At 61.8% G+C, this 18841-nt stretch carries 14 protein-coding genes; 10 read left to right on the top strand and 4 right to left on the bottom strand.

Annotated elements, in window-relative coordinates:
* The first annotated feature begins 97 nt into the window (after positions 1–97).
* The gene (locus tag R3F07_02220) at positions 98–1210 is read left to right on the top strand and encodes an ATP-binding protein (protein MEZ5275180.1); all 1113 of its coding nucleotides are present in this window, start codon (positions 98–100) and stop codon (positions 1208–1210) included.
* A gap of 58 nt (positions 1211–1268) precedes the next feature.
* Positions 1269–2081 (top strand): phytanoyl-CoA dioxygenase family protein, encoded by an 813-nt coding sequence (locus R3F07_02225; GenBank protein ID MEZ5275181.1) that lies wholly within the window; start codon positions 1269–1271, stop codon positions 2079–2081.
* Here the strand turns inward: R3F07_02225 and R3F07_02230 are convergent, their stop codons facing one another.
* Entirely contained in the window at positions 2082–3557 is a 1476-nt protein-coding gene (locus R3F07_02230) for a sulfatase (protein MEZ5275182.1), read from the bottom strand. It abuts the gene before it with no gap.
* A gap of 214 nt (positions 3558–3771) precedes the next feature.
* Between R3F07_02230 and R3F07_02235 the strand changes: the two genes are divergently transcribed.
* The 3 genes from R3F07_02235 to nagB all read left to right on the top strand — a co-directional run bounded on the left by R3F07_02235 (position 3772) and on the right by nagB (position 8736).
* Complete coding sequence (locus R3F07_02235) at positions 3772–3936, top strand: hypothetical protein (GenBank protein MEZ5275183.1); 165 nt, start codon at positions 3772–3774, stop codon at positions 3934–3936.
* Between the two features lie 7 nt (positions 3937–3943).
* Entirely contained in the window at positions 3944–6652 is a 2709-nt protein-coding gene (locus R3F07_02240; GenBank protein ID MEZ5275184.1) for a choice-of-anchor I family protein, read from the top strand.
* Positions 6653–6771: 119 nt separating this feature from the next.
* The gene (gene nagB, locus R3F07_02245) at positions 6772–8736 is read left to right on the top strand and encodes a glucosamine-6-phosphate deaminase (protein ID MEZ5275185.1); all 1965 of its coding nucleotides are present in this window, start codon (positions 6772–6774) and stop codon (positions 8734–8736) included.
* Positions 8737–8744: 8 nt separating this feature from the next.
* Here nagB and R3F07_02250 read toward each other — a convergent pair whose 3' ends face one another.
* Both R3F07_02250 and R3F07_02255 read right to left on the bottom strand, forming a co-directional pair.
* Entirely contained in the window at positions 8745–11141 is a 2397-nt protein-coding gene (locus tag R3F07_02250; protein MEZ5275186.1) for a hypothetical protein, read from the bottom strand.
* Positions 11128–11829, bottom strand: a complete 702-nt coding sequence (locus R3F07_02255) for a protein-L-isoaspartate(D-aspartate) O-methyltransferase (protein ID MEZ5275187.1) — start codon at positions 11827–11829, stop codon at positions 11128–11130. Before R3F07_02255 ends, R3F07_02250 begins: the two co-directional genes overlap by 14 nt.
* A gap of 142 nt (positions 11830–11971) precedes the next feature.
* On the opposite strand from R3F07_02255, the gene R3F07_02260 reads away from it, so the two are divergent.
* Positions 11972–12829 carry a sugar phosphate isomerase/epimerase family protein gene (locus R3F07_02260; GenBank protein MEZ5275188.1) on the top strand — a complete coding sequence of 286 codons (858 nt, stop codon included), beginning with the start codon at positions 11972–11974 and terminating at the stop codon, positions 12827–12829.
* Between the two features lie 341 nt (positions 12830–13170).
* On the opposite strand, the gene R3F07_02265 is transcribed toward R3F07_02260, so the two are convergent.
* The gene (locus R3F07_02265) at positions 13171–13938 is read right to left on the bottom strand and encodes a glycerophosphodiester phosphodiesterase family protein (GenBank protein ID MEZ5275189.1); all 768 of its coding nucleotides are present in this window, start codon (positions 13936–13938) and stop codon (positions 13171–13173) included.
* A 132-nt stretch (positions 13939–14070) separates the two neighbouring features.
* On the opposite strand from R3F07_02265, the gene R3F07_02270 reads away from it, so the two are divergent.
* The 4 genes from R3F07_02270 (at position 14071) to R3F07_02285 (ending at position 18669) form a co-directional block, all read left to right on the top strand.
* Positions 14071–15516, top strand: a complete 1446-nt coding sequence (locus tag R3F07_02270) for an RNase adapter RapZ (GenBank protein ID MEZ5275190.1) — start codon at positions 14071–14073, stop codon at positions 15514–15516.
* Between the two features lie 5 nt (positions 15517–15521).
* Positions 15522–16220, top strand: coding sequence for a nucleotidyltransferase family protein (locus tag R3F07_02275; protein ID MEZ5275191.1), 699 nt, complete (start codon positions 15522–15524; stop codon positions 16218–16220).
* 109 nt (positions 16221–16329) lie between these two features.
* Complete coding sequence (locus R3F07_02280; GenBank protein MEZ5275192.1) at positions 16330–17592, top strand: glutaminase; 1263 nt, start codon at positions 16330–16332, stop codon at positions 17590–17592.
* 279 nt (positions 17593–17871) lie between these two features.
* Complete coding sequence (locus R3F07_02285) at positions 17872–18669, top strand: M55 family metallopeptidase (protein ID MEZ5275193.1); 798 nt, start codon at positions 17872–17874, stop codon at positions 18667–18669.
* The last annotated feature ends 172 nt before the right edge of the window (positions 18670–18841 follow it).

Below are 18841 nucleotides of genomic sequence, written 5' to 3' on the forward strand. Positions count from 1 at the left end.
GAGTCGAGGCATCCGTTTTCCCGGGAAGGGCCGGCCCGGGACAGGGTGATATTCTACTTGTGTATGATACAACATTGCATCATACACTTGGGTCAGAATGAATCCGTTCCGTTATGGTGAAGTGGTGACCGGGGAGGACTTCTGTCCGAGGCCCGATGTATCGAAACGTCTGCGCGAGCACCTTGAGGCCGGCCACAAGGTCGTCGTCCTGGGCGAGCGTCGCACCGGCAAGACCTCCCTGATTCATGAAACCGTCCGCAAGATGCGCGGGACCCGCCTGGTTTACGCCCAGATGTGGGCGGTCAACAGCATTGAAGATATTGCTTCCCGTCTGCTCCGGGCTCTCTCAACCACCCAGTTCAAGGAGAGTTCCTTCATTGAGCGGGTGGCGCGCACCCTGGCCCATCTGCGACCGAGGATCGACTTTGATCCGAACACCGGCCAGCCCAGCGTCACGGTGACTCCGGGCACCCGGCTCGAGCCATCGGGATTGCACGGGGTCTTCGATTTCATTGAGGAACTCTCCCGCCAGCACCCGCTCGTCATGGCACTCGACGAGTTTCAGGACGTGGCCCGATTGGACGATGCGTCTTCGATTCTCGGTGAGATCCGGGGGCGGATCCAGACCCAGAGCCGGGTTCCCTATGTCTTTGCCGGAAGTATCCGGCATGAGATGGACCGGATCTTCCGGGATCCCGCCAGCCCGTTCTACAAGTCGCTGCGGGTCATTGAGCTGGAAGGTCTGGACCGGTATGTCTTCCAGAGGTTTCTCGACCGACGGTTCAGCCGGGGCAACCGTCAGGTGGATCGGGCGGTCTATGACCGCATTTTCGAGATTTCCCAGGACAGCCCGAGCGACGTGCAGCAGTTTTGCGCGGCCATTTGGGAGACCTCGAAGGAGGGCGACAGGATCGACGAGGACCGTCTTTCCGAGGTCCTGACCTATGTTTTCGCGACTGAACGCAAGGGTTACGAAGCCCAGATCAAGCCCCTGACCGGGATCCAGGTCCAGTGTCTGAAAGCCCTGGCCCGGGTCGGAGGCCGGCATCCCCAATCGAAGGCGTTCCTGCAGGAAGCCGGCATTGATCTGCCGGCGACCGCCCGGCGAGCGGTCACCCGGCTGGTCGATCTGGAGATCATAGCGGGCTCGGATCAGGACCATCGCTTTCTCGACCCCTTTCTCAAGCAATGGGTCCTGAGGGAACTGTGAACCGAGGGTCCTCATTCGGCTCGACTCGGGCCGGGTAGCCCGCTTTATCGGTCAGATCATGGCCCCGCCCCTCGATCTTGATACTCCCTACGCCTTGTCCGATGCGCAGATCGCCCGCTTCCGGGCGGATGGGTTCATCAAGCTGAAGAATGTCCTCAGTCCGGAAGTGCTCGCCTTCTACGGTGAAGAAATCACCGCCAAGGTGCATGAGCTGAACGTGGACACCACTCCGCTGGAAAAGCGGACGACCTACGGGAAGGCCTTTCTTCAGGTCATGAATATCTGGAGACACAGTGCGCTTGTCGACACCTTTGTCCGCAGCCGGCGGCTGGCAAGGATCGCTACGGAGTTGCTCGGAACGAAAGGGGTCCGGATGTACCATGACCAGGCCCTCTACAAGGAGGCGGGCGGCGGCTACACCCCGTGGCATGTGGACCAGTATTACTGGCCGCTCAGCAACCAGAACACGGTGACCGCCTGGATCCCGCTCGATGCGGTGCCGAAGGAGAATGGACCGCTCGAATTCTCGAAGGGCAGCCAGAAGATCCTCTTTGGCCGGGAGTTCGCAATCAGCGACGAGAGCGAGGTGGAGATTGAGAAGAATCTGCGTCGATCGCAGCTGCCCGTGATCAGCGAGCCGTTCGATCTGGGCGAAGTGAGTTTCCATTATGGATACACCTTCCACCGGGCAGGTCCCAATACCAGCACACGGCCCCGTCGGGTCATGACCATCATCTACATGGATTCGGAGATGCGCCTGGTCGCGCCGAAGAACGAGAACCAGCAGGCCGACTGGGATAATTGGTGTCCCGGGGCGAAGATCGGCGAGGTCATCGACACCGGGTTGAACCCGGTCCTCTACGCCCGCTGATCAGGTTTTGGATTCCCAGGTAACGCCGGGCGGGGCTTCGTATTCCGGCTGGAGACGACGCGGTTCGCCCGGGCGTTCGACCTCCCAGCGTCCGCCCCAGGAGGGAGCCCACGACTCGGGAAGGTGTCGTGAGAGTCGTTCCACCACCGCATCCATCCCGGGTCGACCGATCAGGTTGGTGAGTTCGTGGGGATCGGCCAGCCGGTCGTAGAGTTCTTCGGTTCCATCAAGGTAGCGGATATAGCGGTAGTGTTCATCACGGATGGAGGCGTTTCCCTTGCCGTAGATGGAGAGAGAGGGGCGGTCCCATTCTGCACCGGGTTCGTTGAGCAGTGGGGCGAAACTGCGCCCGTCAAGTGCGTGATCAACCGGCCCCAGCCGGCAGAGCTCCCGCAGGGTCGGATAGAGGTCGACCAGTCCGACTGTGCGCTCACTGATGGCGGGCGCAACTCCCGGGGCGCGGACCAGGAGGGGCACGTAGTCCGAGAGTTCCCAGAGCGTCGCCTTTTCCCAACGCATCTTCTCGCCGCAATGATAACCATTGTCGGAGAAGACGATGACTATGGTGTTGTCCGCATGGGGCGAGCGGTTGATCGCTTCGATCACGCGTCCGACATTCCAATCGGCGAACGAGCTGTTGGCGCAGTAGCCCCAGAGGTACTTGCGCCAGAGGTTCTCGTCGATCTCGCCGTCGACCCGCGCCTTCTTCAGACCGTCGGTCAGGAGCCGGCCCTGCTCGGGAACGTCGTCGAGATCATCGGATTTCCAACCATCCGGCAAAGGTAGTGTGTCCGGATCGTAGAGGTCGAAGAAGCGGCTGGGTGCGGTATAGGGCTGATGGGGCCGCCAGAGACCGTAGAAAAGGAAAAACGGCCGATCGTGAGCTTCCTCGATGAACTCGATGGCGGCGTCGGCGTTGACCACGTCGGGGAAATCACTGTCGGGACCCTGCCAACGCTGCACTCCCGGTGCGATGATCGGATGACTGACGTCGGGATGCGGGCCGAAGCCACCTTTGGCAATCGGTCGATTGTCGAACATGGCCTCCTCGCGTCCCTCCTGGAGAGGTGAGTGGAAGATCTTGCCGCGCCCCCAGGTGGTGTAGCCGTTGGCCTTGAAGTATTCAGGGATTGACTGGGCATGTTCGAGCACCGATCCGGGCTTGTTCCAGATGTCGGCGCCGTTCAGGTAGGCGCCGGTGTGGTGGGCATTCATCCCGCTGAGGAAGGATGCCCGGGAAGGATTGCAGACGGGGACCCCGCAGGCGGCATTGACGAAGTTGACGGATTCTTCCTTCAGCCGGTCCAGATGGGGCATCCGAATGGCCGGATACTGCCCGCGGGAGCCGTAGCCGTTCATGTCGTCATAGACAATGATGACGACATTGGGCCGCGGATCTTCGACCGCATCCGATGAATATGGAAGCCCGCCGACAAAAGAAACGATGAGCACGAGCGGAAGAGAGGGGAGCTTCATAACCGGGGCGGTTGCTGACACGAGTGCTTTGACAGGATACCACGAATGGGCTCTGGGGGAACAGGGTCAGGATCCACCTTGAATGTGCCCAAACGCACGTTGCTTGGAAGTGAAATTGTGACAGCTCCGTAACGGCGTAGCGAGATCTTAACTGGCGGAGCGTCCATTACAATTGCAGAGGATACAGAAGCCCGGATGGGATTCAGACCTACCCATGACAAATCGAATATTCAGCATCATCGGGCTGGCGGGATTAGTCGCTTCGGCGCATCCGTCGGCGGCCACTCTCTGGCAACGGACCGTCAATTTGGAACGGATCAGCACGATTCAGACCGGTGTCTACAACGCCGACGGCGGCAGCGCCGAAATCGGCGCATGATCCCTGGTTGCAACGGCTCTTCATCGTCAGCGCCGACCAGGGGGCGGTCAACGTGGTCGGCGTCCGCAATCCGAACGCTCCGGTTCATCTCTTCGACATCGACGTGTCGAAATGGGGCTCGCCCAACAGCGTGGCGGTCTGGAACGGCATCGTGGCGGTCGCAGTCGAAGCACCCTTCAAGCAGGATCCCGGCAAGGTCGTCTTCTTCAATTCATTCGGTCAGTACCAATCCGAGGTGACGGTCGGCGCGCTGCCGGACATGGTCACGATCACCCCGGACGGCAAGTACGCCCTGGTGGCCAACGAGGGTGAACCAAGCGGTTATGAGGACGGAGATGTCGATCCGGAAGGTTCGGTCAGCATTATCCGGCTGAACCGCCCTTGGCAGATGCACAAGCTGAAGCAGAATGCGGTCAAGACGGCAGGATTCGCCGCCTTCAATGGGGCCACCCTCGACGATTCCGTGCGGATCTTTGGTCCCGGCGCAACGGTGGCTCAGGACCTGGAGCCCGAGTATATAGCGGTCTCGGCAGACTCCAAGACTGCTTATGTGACTCTCCAGGAAAACAACGCGGTGGCCATCGTCGACATCCGGTCGGCTAAAGTGAAGGGCATCAAGGGGCTTGGTTTCAAGGACCACAGTCTGACGGATTCCGCCCTCGAGACCTTTGCCTTTCCTTCGAGCCAACTGCCTTCGATCGGGACAACCGTCGGAGGACAGAAGATCGACTTGGGCGGCTTCTCCGGCCTCTTCTTCGAAGGGATGACTCCGGATGGCAAATACAAGTTCATCACCAATACAGACCGGGGGCCGAACGGTGATCCGACCGGTTCGCTCCGTCCGTTCCTTCTCCCGGAATTCGCACCGGAACTGGTCCGGTTCATCCTTGATCGCGACTCCGGCGAAATTGCCGTGACCGAGCAGATACCTCTGCAGCGGGCGCCGGGTATGCCCTTGACAGGACTTCCGAATGTGGAGGTTGCCGGGGGCAACGGCAATACCCCGCACAATGACGAAATCGGAGTCGACCTCTATGGGAACGTGATCCCGAACGACCCCCTCGGCGGTGACTTCGAAGGCGTGGTCATCGGCGAGGACGGCACCTTCTGGATGTGCGACGAGTATCGCCCGGCCATCTACAATTTTGATGGGAATGGTGTCCTGATCCAGCGCTATGTGCCGATGGGCGCCGGTGCCGCGGCCGGACTGGCGGATGGAACCTTCGGGACGGAAGTCCTCCCGGAGATCTTGGGCAACCGTCGCCAGAACCGTGGCTTCGAGGCCATAGCCGTCTATGACGGGAAGGTTTATGCCTTCGTGCAGAGCCCGCTGCGCAATCCGGTCACGACCTCGAACGGGGCCCTCAACGGGCGGAAGAACGTCCGGGTGGTTGAGCTGGATCCTGTGTCGATGGAGACCCGGATGTTCATCTACACCCTGGACAATCCGAACGACCCGGCCATGGGCAGCCGTCCGGACAAGATCGGCGACGCGGCATCCCTCGGTAACGGCGATTTCCTCGTGGTCGAGCGCGATGACGATCGGGTGCCGCGTGATGATCCCTCGGGCATTGAAAAGAAGATCTACCGGATCAATTTCTTCGGCGCGACCGACATCACTGACGAAGAAGCGGACTTCCTGGTCGACACCGGCAAGACAGTCGATGAAGCAACGGTGGAGGAGTTGGTCGCGGGCGGAATCAACCCGGTCTACAAGATCCTGCACGTCGACCTGAACGAGGTCGGCTACAATACGGTGGAGAAGGTTGAAGGTCTGGCCGTGGTCGATCCCTGGACCATCGCGGTGATCAACGACAACGATTTCCAGGTGGCGGCCATCGACATCGATGAGTCGACGGGAACGTTCACCTTGTCGGACGGTTATGTTCCGGAGCAGACCGTCCTCGGCATCATCGATGTTCAGCTGAACGGGCTCGATGCAAGCGACAGGGATGACGGCATCAATATCCGTCAATGGCCGGTCTTCGGCATGTATCAGCCGGATGGAATCGATACCTTCAAGGTCGGCGGGAAGACCTACCTGATCACGGCCAATGAAGGCGACGCGCGCGAATACGACGGATACGCGGAGGAGGAGCGCGCAAAGGACATCGAACTGGACCCGTCAGTCTTCCCCCTGGCCAAGGTGCTGCAAAAGAACGAGAACCTCGGTCGATTGACCATCACCACCGCCAACGGTGACAACGACGGTGACGGCGACTACGATCAGCTCTATGCCTTCGGCGCCCGGTCCTTCTCGATTTGGGACGACAAGGGCAATCTGGTCTACGACAGCAAGGATGCGGTCGAGCAGATCATCGCGAATGACCCGGCCTTTGCGCCCTACTTCAACTCGAACAACGATGAGAATGACTCGTTCGAAAGCCGGAGCGACAACAAGGGCCCCGAACCGGAGTCGGTCGTGGTCGGCACGGTCGGTCTCAAGCCCTATGCTTTTGTAGGTCTGGAGCGGATCGGCGGGATCATGGTATTTGACCTGAGCGATCCCTCTGCGCCGGAGTTTGTCCAATACATCAATCCGCGGGACTTTGATCCTGATCTGGAAGGAACTGCCATCGGGGATCTTGGTCCCGAGGGTCTGGTCTTCATCCCGGCCTGGCAGAGTCCGATCTGGCGGCCGCTGCTTGGTGTGGCCAACGAGATCAGCGGTACCGTTACCCTTTACCGCATTGATGCGATCTGGGGTCGACGTTAAATCTTGGGCCTGAAGAGGGGTTCGCTGCCCGGGGCCTGCGTCGTTCGCGACGCAGGCCCCTTTTTTCGGCCACGTTTCCACTTGTGAAGCAGCCGGACCGGCCGCAGAAAGGAGGTGCCGTGAACGATTCAGAATTGCAGGCAAAACCGCGGACCCCGCGCGCAGTCGTGTCCAGCGAAAGTGAGCAGCTTGAGCGGATCAGGACCTGCGTCTTTCCCGACGCCGGGAGCGGGTCCGTCGATGTCGCCCACCAAATGGCCCGGTTGATCCGGGAGCGCGGCGACGCAGGCCGGACCACCGTGCTGGGGCTGGCCACCGGCTCCTCCCCCATCCGGGTCTATGAGGAACTCTGCCGCCTCCATCGGGAGGAAGGCCTCTCCTTTGCGCGGGTGGTCACCTTCAATCTGGACGAATACTACCCGATGGATCCGGATGAATTGCAGAGCTACGTGCGCTTCATGCACGAACACCTCTTCGACCACATCGATATCCGGCCGGAGAATATCCACATTCCGGACGGGCGCCTGGACCGGGCCGATGTCTATGATTATTGCCAGGACTACGAACGCCTGATTGCCGAAGCCGGCGGGATCGACCTGCAGCTCCTGGGTATCGGCCGTACCGGCCATATCGGCTTTAATGAACCGGGCTCGACCCGGGAGTCGCGCACCCGGATGGTCACCCTGGATCGCTTGACCCGGATGGACGCGGCGGCTGATTTCTTCGGAGAATCCAATGTGCCCCGGCGTGCCATCACCATGGGGGTGGGGACGATTATGGAGGCCCGCGAGCTGATCCTCCTGGCCTGGGGCGAGGCCAAGGCCGCGGTCGTCCAGAAGGCCGTGGAGGGACCCGTCACGGAATCCATCACCGCGAGTTTTCTCCAATCTCATCCGGACGTCAGCTTTGTCCTCGACTCCGCGGCCGCTTCGGAACTGACCCGCTTCCGCCGTCCCTGGCTGGTCACCCAATGCGAATGGTCCAACCGGATGACCCGCCGCGCCGTCGTCTGGCTGAGTCATTCGCTGGGCAAGCCCATCCTGAAGCTGACCGATGCCGATTACTCCGAGCACGGGGCGGGGGATCTGGTGACCGAGCAGGGTCCGGCCTACACCATCAATATCCGGGTCTTCAATGAGCTGCAGCATACCATCTCGGGGTGGCCCGGCGGGAAGCCTCATGCCGACGACAGCAATCGACCGGAGCGGGCACTTCCCTTTCCCAAGAAGGCCCTCGTCCTCGTCCCGGAGCCGGCCGGCGACGTCATCGGCATGGGGGGAACGATCCGCCGCCTGGTCGAACAGGGGCATGAGGTGCATGTTGCCTACCTGACCTCGGGCGGCAAGCTGGTCTCGGATCCGGAGGCCCGGCGCTTTGTCGATTTCATCCTCGGGATCGGTGGTCTGATGGGCGATGCCAACGAGGCTTTGCGGGGCTTTGCGTCGCAGGCAAGACGGGATCTCGACGGCAAGCGCCCCGGGGTGGTCGATTCGACGGCCGTCCGCCGGATCAAGGGACTCATCCGGCAAGGTGAGGCCAGGGCGGCGATCAGACTCTGTGGGGTCGACGATGCGAACATCGATTTCCTCGAGCTGCCGTTCTACGACACCGGGCGCAGCCGCAACAATCCCCTTTCCGCTGAAGACATCGACCCGCTGATCGCTTTGCTGGAAACCATCCAGCCCCAGCAGGTCTTCGTCCCGGGTGACCTGCAGAACCCCGGTTCAACCCGGCGGATGAGCTTTGAGGCCATTGAGAACGCCATGAAATCGCTGGCCTGCCGGAAGGCGTCCTGGCTGAACGATTGCTGGTTCTGGGTTTATCCGGAGGGTTGGCGGGAATGGGATCTGGACGAGATCGACATGGCGGTTCCAGTCAGTCCGGATGAACTCGATCGCAAGAGCGAGGCGATCTACCAGCACCAGTCGCAGAAGAGCCCGACGCCCAGCGGGGCGCGAGGTTCGGGTGAATTCTGGCAGCGGGCCGAGGCGGTCAACCGGGCCCTGGCCGAACGTTACGATCGGTGCGGGCTCGCCGAATACGAGGGGATCGAGGTCTTTCGTCGCTGGAAGCCCTTTGAGTGAAGGTCGGGTCACCTCGCCCGGGTTTGGCGGGTAAGGATGCAGCCGCTGACTCCCGCCAGTCCGTAGGCGAATGCGGCGGTCAGGAAAAGGGCAAGAGTGCCGTGGGTAACCGAGAGAAGGGCGGCGACCGGGGCGCCGATGACCGATAGAAAGCCGTTGACTGCCCAGGTCCACGGCAGGAGGGCGCGGTGGGCACCTCCGAGCTGGGCGATCAGTCTCGGAAAGGGCATTCCCATGATGAATCCCGCCACCGAAGCGGCCGAGGCGAAGACGACAAGATTCAGAAACGGAGTCGGCAGGATCCATCGGGCGGCGAGGGGTGCCATGGCAGTGAAGAAAACTGCCAGAATGACAGCGGGTCCGGCGGGTCCGAATCCCACGTGAACCCGTCTTTGCCCGAACCAACTGCCTGCGCCGGCGGCCAGCAGGATGGTGGCGAGGATGGCGGAAGCGGCGAGTATGGGATTGCCGGTGAAGAAGACCGCCCGGTGGATCAGGCCGATTTCCGCGAGGATGAAGCCGAGCCCCAACCCGGCCGCACAGCCGAACGCTGAAGCCGTCACCCGGGCGGGAGCCCGAGGCGCGTGGCGGCCGATCCAGGGAATCGCAATCAATATCGAGCCCAGGAGGAAGAGCTGCACCAGGGAGATGAGGACGATGGGCAGCCCCAGTTCGAGATAGGCGAGACTGCGCAGGTCGACGGTGCTCAGGAGTCTCGGGATCTGGCGGATCCGTATGAACTGGGAAAAGTAGGGGCAGTCATCGGAGGGCGGGCCCAGTCGAAACAGTCCGCCCTGCGCCCGGTCGCTTGAGGGCTGATCAAAGAGTCGCTGGAGGCGGTCGAGGTCGGTGGGGTCAGCGAAGGAATGAAACGGCGCGGGCGACTTTTGCAGGATCGGTTCGGCTGCCATCAGGTCGAACCCGTGGAGCGCCGCGAAGGATTCGGCGGTGGCCAGATCCCCGGGGCTGAAACCTCCGCGCCGGGCCAGGAGGGTGAGGGTCGACCAGGTGCGCAGGCCCAGCAGGAGATTGGATGTTTCCGATTCTCCGGCCCGGGCGATTCCCGCCTGCATCGTATTGAGCAGGCGGGGTGCGGATCGCATGGGATGATCAATCGGCACGGTGGCGATCAGGATGCCTCCGTCCTTGAGTAGCGACCATGCAGTGGCGATGGCCTCGCTCGTGAAGAGTGGTTGTTCACTCAAGGCACCCAGCCCCACCGAGCCGGACGGGGAACCCGGAGAGGGGAACCGGATCAGGGCGGCCCGGCCCGTTGCGGATTCGAGGTAGGCCCTTGGTTCCGATAGGACGAGGTTCGCATTTCCGATGAATCGATCGGGAAGTCCAACCAGCCGCGGGTGCCGGAAGACCAGGGTGACGTCCGCCCCCTCCGTCTTCGACCAGGCAGAACCCGCCAGGGTTGTCTCCGGTTCGAGGATCCAGACAGGTCCGGGTTCCACCAGTTTTTCGAGCACCCCCTCCGGGGTGTGCGACCAGAGCGATCCGATCTCCGAATCGGTCCGGACGAGGGAGAGAATCGCATCGCCGTTGACGAGGACAGCCTCCACCGGTGGCAGAGTGCCCGGGTAGTTGAGGTCGAGCGGTGTACTCAGCCTGAGAGCGGGAGATCGAAGCCTCTGGTAGACACCGTGGGCACTCGGGGCCGTTTCGAGAATGGTGGCCTCGGGCAGGGACATCATCCTTGAAATGTCCTTGTAAGGAGAGACAGGCAGCGGGAAGGGCCGGACCGTGAGAAACACACCAAGCAGGAGGATCGCGCAGGTCCGGATCCGAGCGCTGCGTCCGGCTTGTCCAAGAGTGACCAGACTGCCGATCGCAGCCAGAGAGGCGGGGACGATCAAAGCCTGAATCGGTGTCAGGAAGTTGAGAAGGGCGGGCGTGATCAAGGCGCCCAGGGCGGATGCCGAGAGATTGATTCCGTAATTGATGCCGGCCCGGCTGGGCGTTCGGAGCAGAATTGTCGCAATGACCAGCGCGCCGGAGGTGAAGGGCAGGAGAAGTAGGCCCTGAATGGCAATCGGTCCGGTCCAGGTCGCGGAGTCGGAGAAGATGCCATAGAGATCGATCTGAAAAGGACCCGCCCCGGCCAGGGCAACCACTCCCAGCATGGAGGTTGCACTGAAAGCGGCCAGTGTCGAAAGGGCGCTGCGTTCGGCCAACCTCCGCCCCAAGGCCCGGACCGTCAGCAGCGTCCCGCTGAGGCCGAAACCCAGAAGGGCGAACGAGATGACGAGGTAGGCAAAATGGTACCAGACAACGGCCGCCAGCAACTGCATCAGGATGACCTGGTAACAGAGAACGGCGGCGGAAATGCAGGCCAGGGCCAGGCTGTCAGGCGCAGACCGGATGAACGAAACCGGGCGTTCGCCTTCAGCTTCCTCCATTCCGGACAAAGGGGACGAATCGAACCGGAAGCAGCCGCTGGGTCCTGGTCCTGCCGTCTTCCCGGGAGACACGGACCAGGTATTGGGTCCCGAGGGGAGGACCGACCGGGATGATCAGAACCCCGTCATTCGCCAGTTGAGATAGCAGTGGGGGAGGGATGGCTTCGGCCGCCGCGGTTACGATGATCGCATCAAACGGCGCGGCTTCTTCCCAACCGTAGTAGCCGTCACCGGATCGGAGCACGACCCTTCCGTAGCCTGCGTCCCTGAGGGCCTCTGCCGCCCGCCTGGCCAGTGCTCCGATGATCTCGATCGAGTATACTTTGACTCCGGCCTCAGCCAGAACCGCAGCCTGGTAGCCCGATCCGGTTCCGATCTCCAGTACCTTCATTCCCGAACGCGGGCCGATCAATTCGGTCATATAGGCCACGATATAGGGCTGGGAGATTGTCTGCCCGAACCCGATGGGCAAGGGGCGGTCCTCGTAGGCGTGGTCACGCAGACTCTCGGGGACGAATGCATGACGTGGTGTATTCCGCATGGCGGAAATCACTACCGGATCCTCAATGCCTCTGCGCACGATCTGGTCGCGAACCATCACGGCCCGCTCAGCCATGCTCTCGGCGGCATCCGGCGCTCCCCGGCACGGGATAGCCGTCGCGGCCAGGACAAGAAGCAACCGCCACATGACGGCAGGAGCCTACCTCACAAACGGGGTGACCGCAAGTCGGCGCAAGGGCTTGTTCCCGCACAGAAACCCGGATTTTCATCGACATTTTCCCGGCATCAGCGTCCGCTGGACAAGGCTCGCCCGCACCGGGCGTTTGGAAATGAAATTCGGAGCCCATTCCTATCTCTTCACGCCCAGATGGGACGATTCCCAGCTTGGTATCCTGGATCATGCCAAGGATCTTGATCTCGATTTCTTTGAAATCGGCATCGGAGACGACGTGGTCTTCTCGCATCGCAAGACCCGGCTGGCCGCGGAGAAACTCGGCCTGGAACTGGTGGTGAGTCCGGGCGGGCTCTGGCCGGTCCATTGCGACCTCTCCCTGGATGACAAGGCCTCGCGCCAGGCCGGTCTGGCCTGGCACTGCAAGGCGATCGACCGCGCAGCCCGGGTCGGCGCAACCGCCTATGCCGGGGCGCTCTATGGGCATCCCGGGACCGTTCTGAAACGACGTCCGCCATTGGGGCAATACCAGAGAACGGCCGAAGAGTTGCATCAACTTGCTGAATACGGACGGAAGAAGGATGTCGCCGTGGTCATCGAGCCGATGAGCCACTTCCGGACGCACATGGTGAACACGCCGGAACAGGTGATGCGTCTCGTCCGCCTGGCGGACCACCCGAATCTGCGGGTATCGCTCGACACTTACCACCTGATCACCGAGATCACCGATTTTCACGAGGCCATTCTGACGGTCAGGGACGCCCTTTGGGGAATGCACATGTGTGAGAATAATCGGGGCGTCCCGGGGCCCGGACTGGTGCCCTGGTCCTCGGTTTTCAAGGGATTGAGGGAAATAAGCTTCGACGGCTACATCCTCTTCGAGGCCTACAATTCCTCGATCGGTGATTTTGCCTTCGAGCGGGCCATGTTTCACAACGTCTGCCCGGATCCCGCCGTCTTTGTCCAGGATGGGATGAGGTTTATCAGGAAGGGCCTGAGAGGACAGGAGGCCTGAGGGGCCTGAGGGGACTCGGATGGCTTGCCGGTTTCGGCCCAGGATGGGCCTGACCGTGGTGCGTGCCGTCTGGAATCGGCGATCGGCGGTCAGTGATCAAGCCTGTCGACAAGGAGGAGCGGCTGAAAACAAACCGTAGTGTAGACTGTGGGGTTTTTGCCTCGGAAACAAAACGTAGCAGACTGGAATCGCACTTGGTTGGCAAAGGTTGAGGGAAGCATGCCGGGCCTCGGCTGTGCTTCCCGACACCATCGAGATGGGCCGGGGCGGGTCGATGGCGCGCCCGGCGCGCCGTTCTGCCTCAACGATCAACCCCCTTGACCAAGCGCCATTCCGGCAGACTACGGTTTGTTCAGGGCGTCCCGCAGGCCCTGCCTCAACCAAGCGGCCCGGTCGGAGGTTATTCCGTCAATGCCGACCCGGATCAGTCGGCGCGCAAGAAACCGGTCATTGATCGTCCAGGCGTAAACCTTGAGCCCATGGGACTGGAGGGCGGGAATAATGGCCAGATCGCTTTCCGCATCCAGGCCCGCGTTGATGGCAGCCAGGCCGTCGGCTCTTGTGATCCGGGCCAGGCGGGACGCCTCCTTGGCCGGATCCTGATCAGGCCGCCTCTTCAGATCGACGATCCAGCAGGCGTCGCAACGCGGCATGGCCACGGCCGCCGCCAGAAGCACCGGTCGCCGGAACGCGATCAGGGAGACCTGACCGTTTCGGATCCGACTCCGCCGGATCGCCTTCTGAATCGGGGGCACCGCCTCCGTGCCGACTTTGATCTCAAGAAAAAGACGGCCGCTTTCCGGCACGGTGTCGAGGACCTCTTCGAGGGTGGGGATCTTCTGCCCGGTCCAGGCGGCACCGCGGCGTCGACCGAAATCGAGGGTTCTCAAATCGGCGAACGATCGACGGCTGACCGTCCAGTCCCGCCCGGCCATGTGGCCGGTGGTGGCATTGTGGATGACGACGGGAATCCGGTCGCAGGTCACCCGCACATCGATCTCGACGGCGGGAACGCCGCGTTCCCAGGCCAGGTTGACCGAAGCCAGGGTGTTTTCCGGCGCGTCATGAGATTCGCCCCGATGGGCGATGATAAGCGGGTTGCGGGTCATTCCTCAGAATCCACCGGTTGAAGTCGAAATCAAGTCAGTCCTGTAACCTACCTTTTAGGTTCTCATCGGGAAATCGTCATTCCCGACCTTCTCCCTTGCCCCGGTCGGCCGGTTGGGGATGCTGGGCGGGTGGTGACTGACGCTGACAGGGAACTGATACTGCCACTTTTCTTCAGAACGGCGGGCTCCGAGCCCGACCGGGTAGAGGTGTTGCGGGCTCATGGGTCTTCCCGGCGTCTTTATCGGCTGTTTAAAGGGGCACGCACCGCCATCGGGGTGGTCAATGACGACCTCGCGGAGAACCGGGCCTTCCTTTCATTTTCCCGGCATTTCCGTTCCGAGGGTCTTCCCGTCCCGGAGATTTTCGACGAGCACGGGGATGGAATGGCCTACCTCGAGGAGGATCTCGGGGACGAGACTCTCTTTGACGCGCTGGCGGGTTGGCGACCTGCGACGGGAGAGGCCATTCCAGAGCCGATGACTGCCGCCTACGAAGCCGTGGTGCGGGAACTGCCGCGATTCCAGGTTACCGGCGGCCGGGGCATTGATTACTCGGTCTGTTATCCGCGGGCGGCTTTCGACCGGCAGTCGATGTTCTGGGACCTCAATTACTTCAAGTACTACTTTCTGAAACTGGCGCAGGTGCCGTTTCACGAGCAGCATCTCGAGAATGATTTCGAGCGCCTGACCGACTGGCTGCTCGAGGCGCCATCCGGGTTCTTTCTCTATCGTGATTTCCAGTCCCGGAATATCATGCTCCGGGACGGCAGGCCCTGGTTCATCGACTATCAGGGAGGTCGCCGCGGTGCCCTGCAGTATGACCTGGCCTCGCTCCTCTTTGATGCGAAGGCGGATCTCCCGCTGGAATTCCGCACCCACCTCAAGGCGGTCTATCTGGAGGCACTCAAGACGGTCGATCCCGGCCTGGTCGTGGGCTTCGACGGATGGTTTGAGGGTTTCGTCCTGATGCGGATTCTCCAGGCCATGGGGGCCTACGGGTTCCGGGGGTTCTACGAGCGCAAGAGTCATTTCCTGCAGAGCGTCCCCTTCGCCATCCGCAACCTTGAGTGGCTCCTTGCCCACAGCCGGTTTCCGGTGGAGCTCCCGGAATTGATCGGGGCGCTCAAGCGGATCGTGGGATCGACCCGCCTGCGCGAGATCGCCTCCGTTCCGATGCCCCTGACGGTTCATGTCCAGAGCTTCTCCTACCGCAAAGGGATGCCGGTCGATCAGTCGGGCCACGGCGGCGGTTTTGTACTCGATTGCCGCTCGCTTCCCAATCCGGGGCGTGAGGAGAGGTTTCAACAATTGACCGGTGAGGATCCCGAGACGATCGACTGGCTGGAGAAGCAGGAGGATGTCCACGGCTTCCTCACCCGGGTCCGGGACATGATCACCCAGGTCGTGCAGACGTATCAGCAACGCAACTTCACCTACCTTTCGGTGGCTTTCGGTTGCACCGGCGGTCAGCACCGTTCGGTTTACTGTGCGGCCTCCCTGGCGCGCTCCCTTGCCCGAATCCCGGGAATCCAGGTGGAGCTGGAACACCGTGACAAACCGGCCTTCCCAAAGCCGTGAAAGCGATGGTCTTTGCCGCGGGCCTGGGCACAAGGCTCGGTCCGTTGACTTCAGATCGCCCCAAGGCGCTGGTTGAGGTGGATGGCCGGCCCCTCATCGACCATGTGCTCGGACGCCTGGCCGAAGCCGGCTTTACCGAGGTCATCGTCAACCTGCACCACTTCGCCGATCAGGTGGAGGCCTGGCTGACGACTCGTGACAGCGGGCCGGCCGTGGCGATCTCCCGCGAGGAGGTTCTGCTCGATACGGGCGGTGGCCTCAAAAAGGCCGCCTGGTTCTTCGCCGGGGAGAAACATTTCCTGATCCACAACGTCGATGTGCTCAGCGATATCGACCTCGGGAATCTCTACCGGTCGCATGAGAGCGGTGGACCACTGGCCACCCTCGCGGTCATGCGGAGGAAGGCCTCGCGCTATCTGTTGATCGATGAAACGGGCCGGGTTTGCGGGCGTCGGCGCGGCGAGGACGGGACGCCCGATCTGCGGCGCGCCGCCGAGGGGTCCCTGGAAGTGGTCGGTTTTTGCGGCATCCAGATCGGAACGGCGGAGTTGCTGGAGCGGCTGCCCCCGGTCGGTCGGTATTCAATCACCGATGTCTACCTCGACCTGATCGGGGAAGGGGCGGATATCCGCGCGGCTTCCGTGGACGGCTCACGCTGGCGCGATTGCGGCAGGCCTGAAGATCTCGAATCCTGGAAAGACTGAACCGCGGGGAGCAGTCGACGACCCGTTTGTAACATAATACGTTACAAATTGCCTTTGGGCGGTAGCCGGCCACACCCCTTGAGAAAGTGCGTCGGAGACGGCGTATCCGATCCTTGAGACCTACTTCATGCAGTGTGCCCTCCTTGTCGATTACCGCGCCCTTTCGGTGATGGGCGCCACCCTGGCCAATGGGGGGATCAACCCGATTGCCAATGAAAGGGTTTTGAGCCGGGTCACGGTGGAGAAGGTCACCAGCGTGATGAGCACCTGTGGGATGTACGACTATTCCGGCAATTGGGCCTTCGAGGTAGGTATCCCGGCCAAGAGCGGCGTCGGGGGCGGTATCATCGGCGTCCTTCCCGGTCAGCTGAGCATTGCTGTATTCTCTCCGCTCCTCGACGAGAACTACAACAGCATACGGGGCATCGCGACCTTCCGTGATCTCACCCATCGTTTCGGCCTGCACCTGCTGAACCGTCCTTCGTTGACGAACTATGTGATCCGGCGTTCGTATACCCTGAGCGAGTTTCATTCGAGCCGGTTTCGCCCGCGGGAGGCGGAAAAGGTTCTGCGAAAGGAGGGCCGCCGGGTTCGCATCTTTGAACTGCAGGGCGACCTCCATTTCAGCGCTCTCGAGCGGCTCCTCCATGCCTACCTGCAGACTTTTGAGGAGAATGAACGCATGATCATCGACCTGACCCGGATTGGGAGCATCGATGAAGCGACCCGCGCGATACTCTTCCGTTTTGCCAGCCAGGTCTTCGAGTCGGGCAAGCGGCTCGCCCTGGTGGATCCGCGGGGGATCTTTTCTTTGGAGGAACGGCGCAGCCTGGTCCCGATGGCCTTCGTCTACAACGACTGCAACGACACCCTGGAGGATGCGGAGGAGAACCTGCTCGCGCAGTTCGGGGCACGGCTGGATGCATCCCTCCGGGTGCCACTCGAGGAAATGGAGCTCCTTCGCGGACTGGATCCGGACGCCCTGGCTGCGATGCGGGGATTTGCGGTCGAACGCGAATTCGAGGACGGAGCCCGCATCATTGAGCAGGGAACACCGCCCGACGAAATCTTCTTCCTGGCCCGGGGGATCGTGGGGATTGTCCTGCGCCGGGATGCCCCGCTGACCTTCAAGCAGGTCTCGAGCTTCAGTCCGGGCATGAGTTTCGGAGAATTGTCCTTCCTGCAGGACCATCCTCGCACGGCCGACGTGGTCGCACTCGGTCCGGTCACGGTCCATGCGGTGTCCAGAACGGCGATCGAGGCTTTCCGGACGGACCATCCCTCGGGCTACCAGACCATCCTGCTCAACATCATCCAGTCCATGTCGGAGCGCCTCCTGAGGGCGAACCAGGAAGTGGTGGAACTCAAATAGGTGCCGCTTGGACAAGATGTCACGCGACCAAGGCAGTTTGTAACATAATACGTTACAAAACGGGTTTCGCGGCCGGAGGCCTGCGGGGTCTTTCAGTTCTGTTCCCGGGAGCAATCCGCCCGGGGGACAGTTTGTAACGTATTATGTTACAAACTGCCGTGGCGCTGGGGTCGATGGAAGGGCAGTTCGGGGGGGACGGGGAATCCACGGGGAATCCACGGAGGATCGATGGGGGGATCCCGTTGACTTCGGGGGTGGGGGATTCATTTCTGGGGAACCATGAAGAAGATTTTTGTCGGAACGGATATGGAGGGATGTGCCGGGGTGGTTTCGTTTCAGGACCAATCTTATCCGACCGGGCGGTATTATGATCAGGGCAAGCGGATCGTGACCGCGGAGATCAATGCGGCGGTCGACGGGATGTTGGAGACCGGAGTGGAGGATATCCTGGTCTGGGACGGGCACGGTGCCGGGGCGATCTGGTTCGAGGACCTGCATTCGGCGGCGAAGTTGCTGCACGGCCGTCCTTCACCGACCCGGGCGGTGCTGGACTCCGTGGTGTCGGATTACGAGGCCTGTGTGATGCTCGGGCAGCACGCCATGGCCGGGATACAGATGAGCAATCAGAATCACACCCAGAGCAGCCAGACCATCGACTACTACAAACTGAACGGACAGCTGATCGGGGAAATTGCCCAGTTTGCCCTTTATATGGGGGATCTGGGACTGCCCCTGATATTCCTCTGTGGCGAAGAGGCTGCCTGCCGGGAGGCGGAGGCCCTGGTTCCCGGCATCGTGACCGCCTCCGTGAAAAAGGGGCTGGGCCGGGGCTCGGCCATCTCTGTATCGGCCCGGGAAGCACACCGGCGGATTCGCGAAGGGATACGCAAGGCGGTGGAAAACCATCGCGATCATCCGATCGCGCCTCTGGTCTGGGACGGCCCTTTCGTCCTGGAGAAACGTTTCTTTCATACGGACAATGCCGACGCGGCAGCGGGTCAGGCCGGGGCGGAGCGGGTGGACGGGCAGACCGTCCGTTTTCGCAGCGACCGGATCCGGGATATCATCTACCGTTAGGTGGATGGGCAGGGGGAGGGACGGAAGAACGGAGGAAAGTCCAGGCTCTTTTGGCGCTGTAGCAGCGGCGCTCTGTCGCCGGTCTCGCTGTCTCTGAAGACACCGCGACAGAGCGCGGTGGCTACAGTTTGGGGAACACCGCGCCAGGGCGCTGTGGCTTCGGTTTGGGGAA

Source organism: Opitutaceae bacterium (assembly GCA_041395105.1).
Taxonomy (GTDB): Bacteria; Verrucomicrobiota; Verrucomicrobiia; order Opitutales; family Opitutaceae; genus B12-G4.

Excerpts from the sequence above, each read along its gene's own strand:
- R3F07_02255 (MEZ5275187.1), bottom strand. The coding sequence starts at position 11,829 with ATGTGGCGGTTGCTTCTTGTCCTGGCCGCGACGGCTATCCCGTGCCGG.
- R3F07_02265 (MEZ5275189.1), bottom strand. The coding sequence starts at position 13,938 with ATGACCCGCAACCCGCTTATCATCGCCCATCGGGGCGAATCTCATGAC.
- R3F07_02235 (MEZ5275183.1), top strand. The coding sequence starts at position 3,772 with ATGACAAATCGAATATTCAGCATCATCGGGCTGGCGGGATTAGTCGCT.
- R3F07_02275 (MEZ5275191.1), top strand. The coding sequence starts at position 15,522 with ATGGTCTTTGCCGCGGGCCTGGGCACAAGGCTCGGTCCGTTGACTTCA.
- R3F07_02230 (MEZ5275182.1), bottom strand. The coding sequence starts at position 3,557 with ATGAAGCTCCCCTCTCTTCCGCTCGTGCTCATCGTTTCTTTTGTCGGC.
- R3F07_02285 (MEZ5275193.1), top strand. The coding sequence starts at position 17,872 with ATGAAGAAGATTTTTGTCGGAACGGATATGGAGGGATGTGCCGGGGTG.
- R3F07_02220 (MEZ5275180.1), top strand. The coding sequence starts at position 98 with ATGAATCCGTTCCGTTATGGTGAAGTGGTGACCGGGGAGGACTTCTGT.
- R3F07_02250 (MEZ5275186.1), bottom strand. The coding sequence starts at position 11,141 with ATGGAGGAAGCTGAAGGCGAACGCCCGGTTTCGTTCATCCGGTCTGCG.
- R3F07_02260 (MEZ5275188.1), top strand. The coding sequence starts at position 11,972 with ATGAAATTCGGAGCCCATTCCTATCTCTTCACGCCCAGATGGGACGAT.
- R3F07_02225 (MEZ5275181.1), top strand. The coding sequence starts at position 1,269 with ATGGCCCCGCCCCTCGATCTTGATACTCCCTACGCCTTGTCCGATGCG.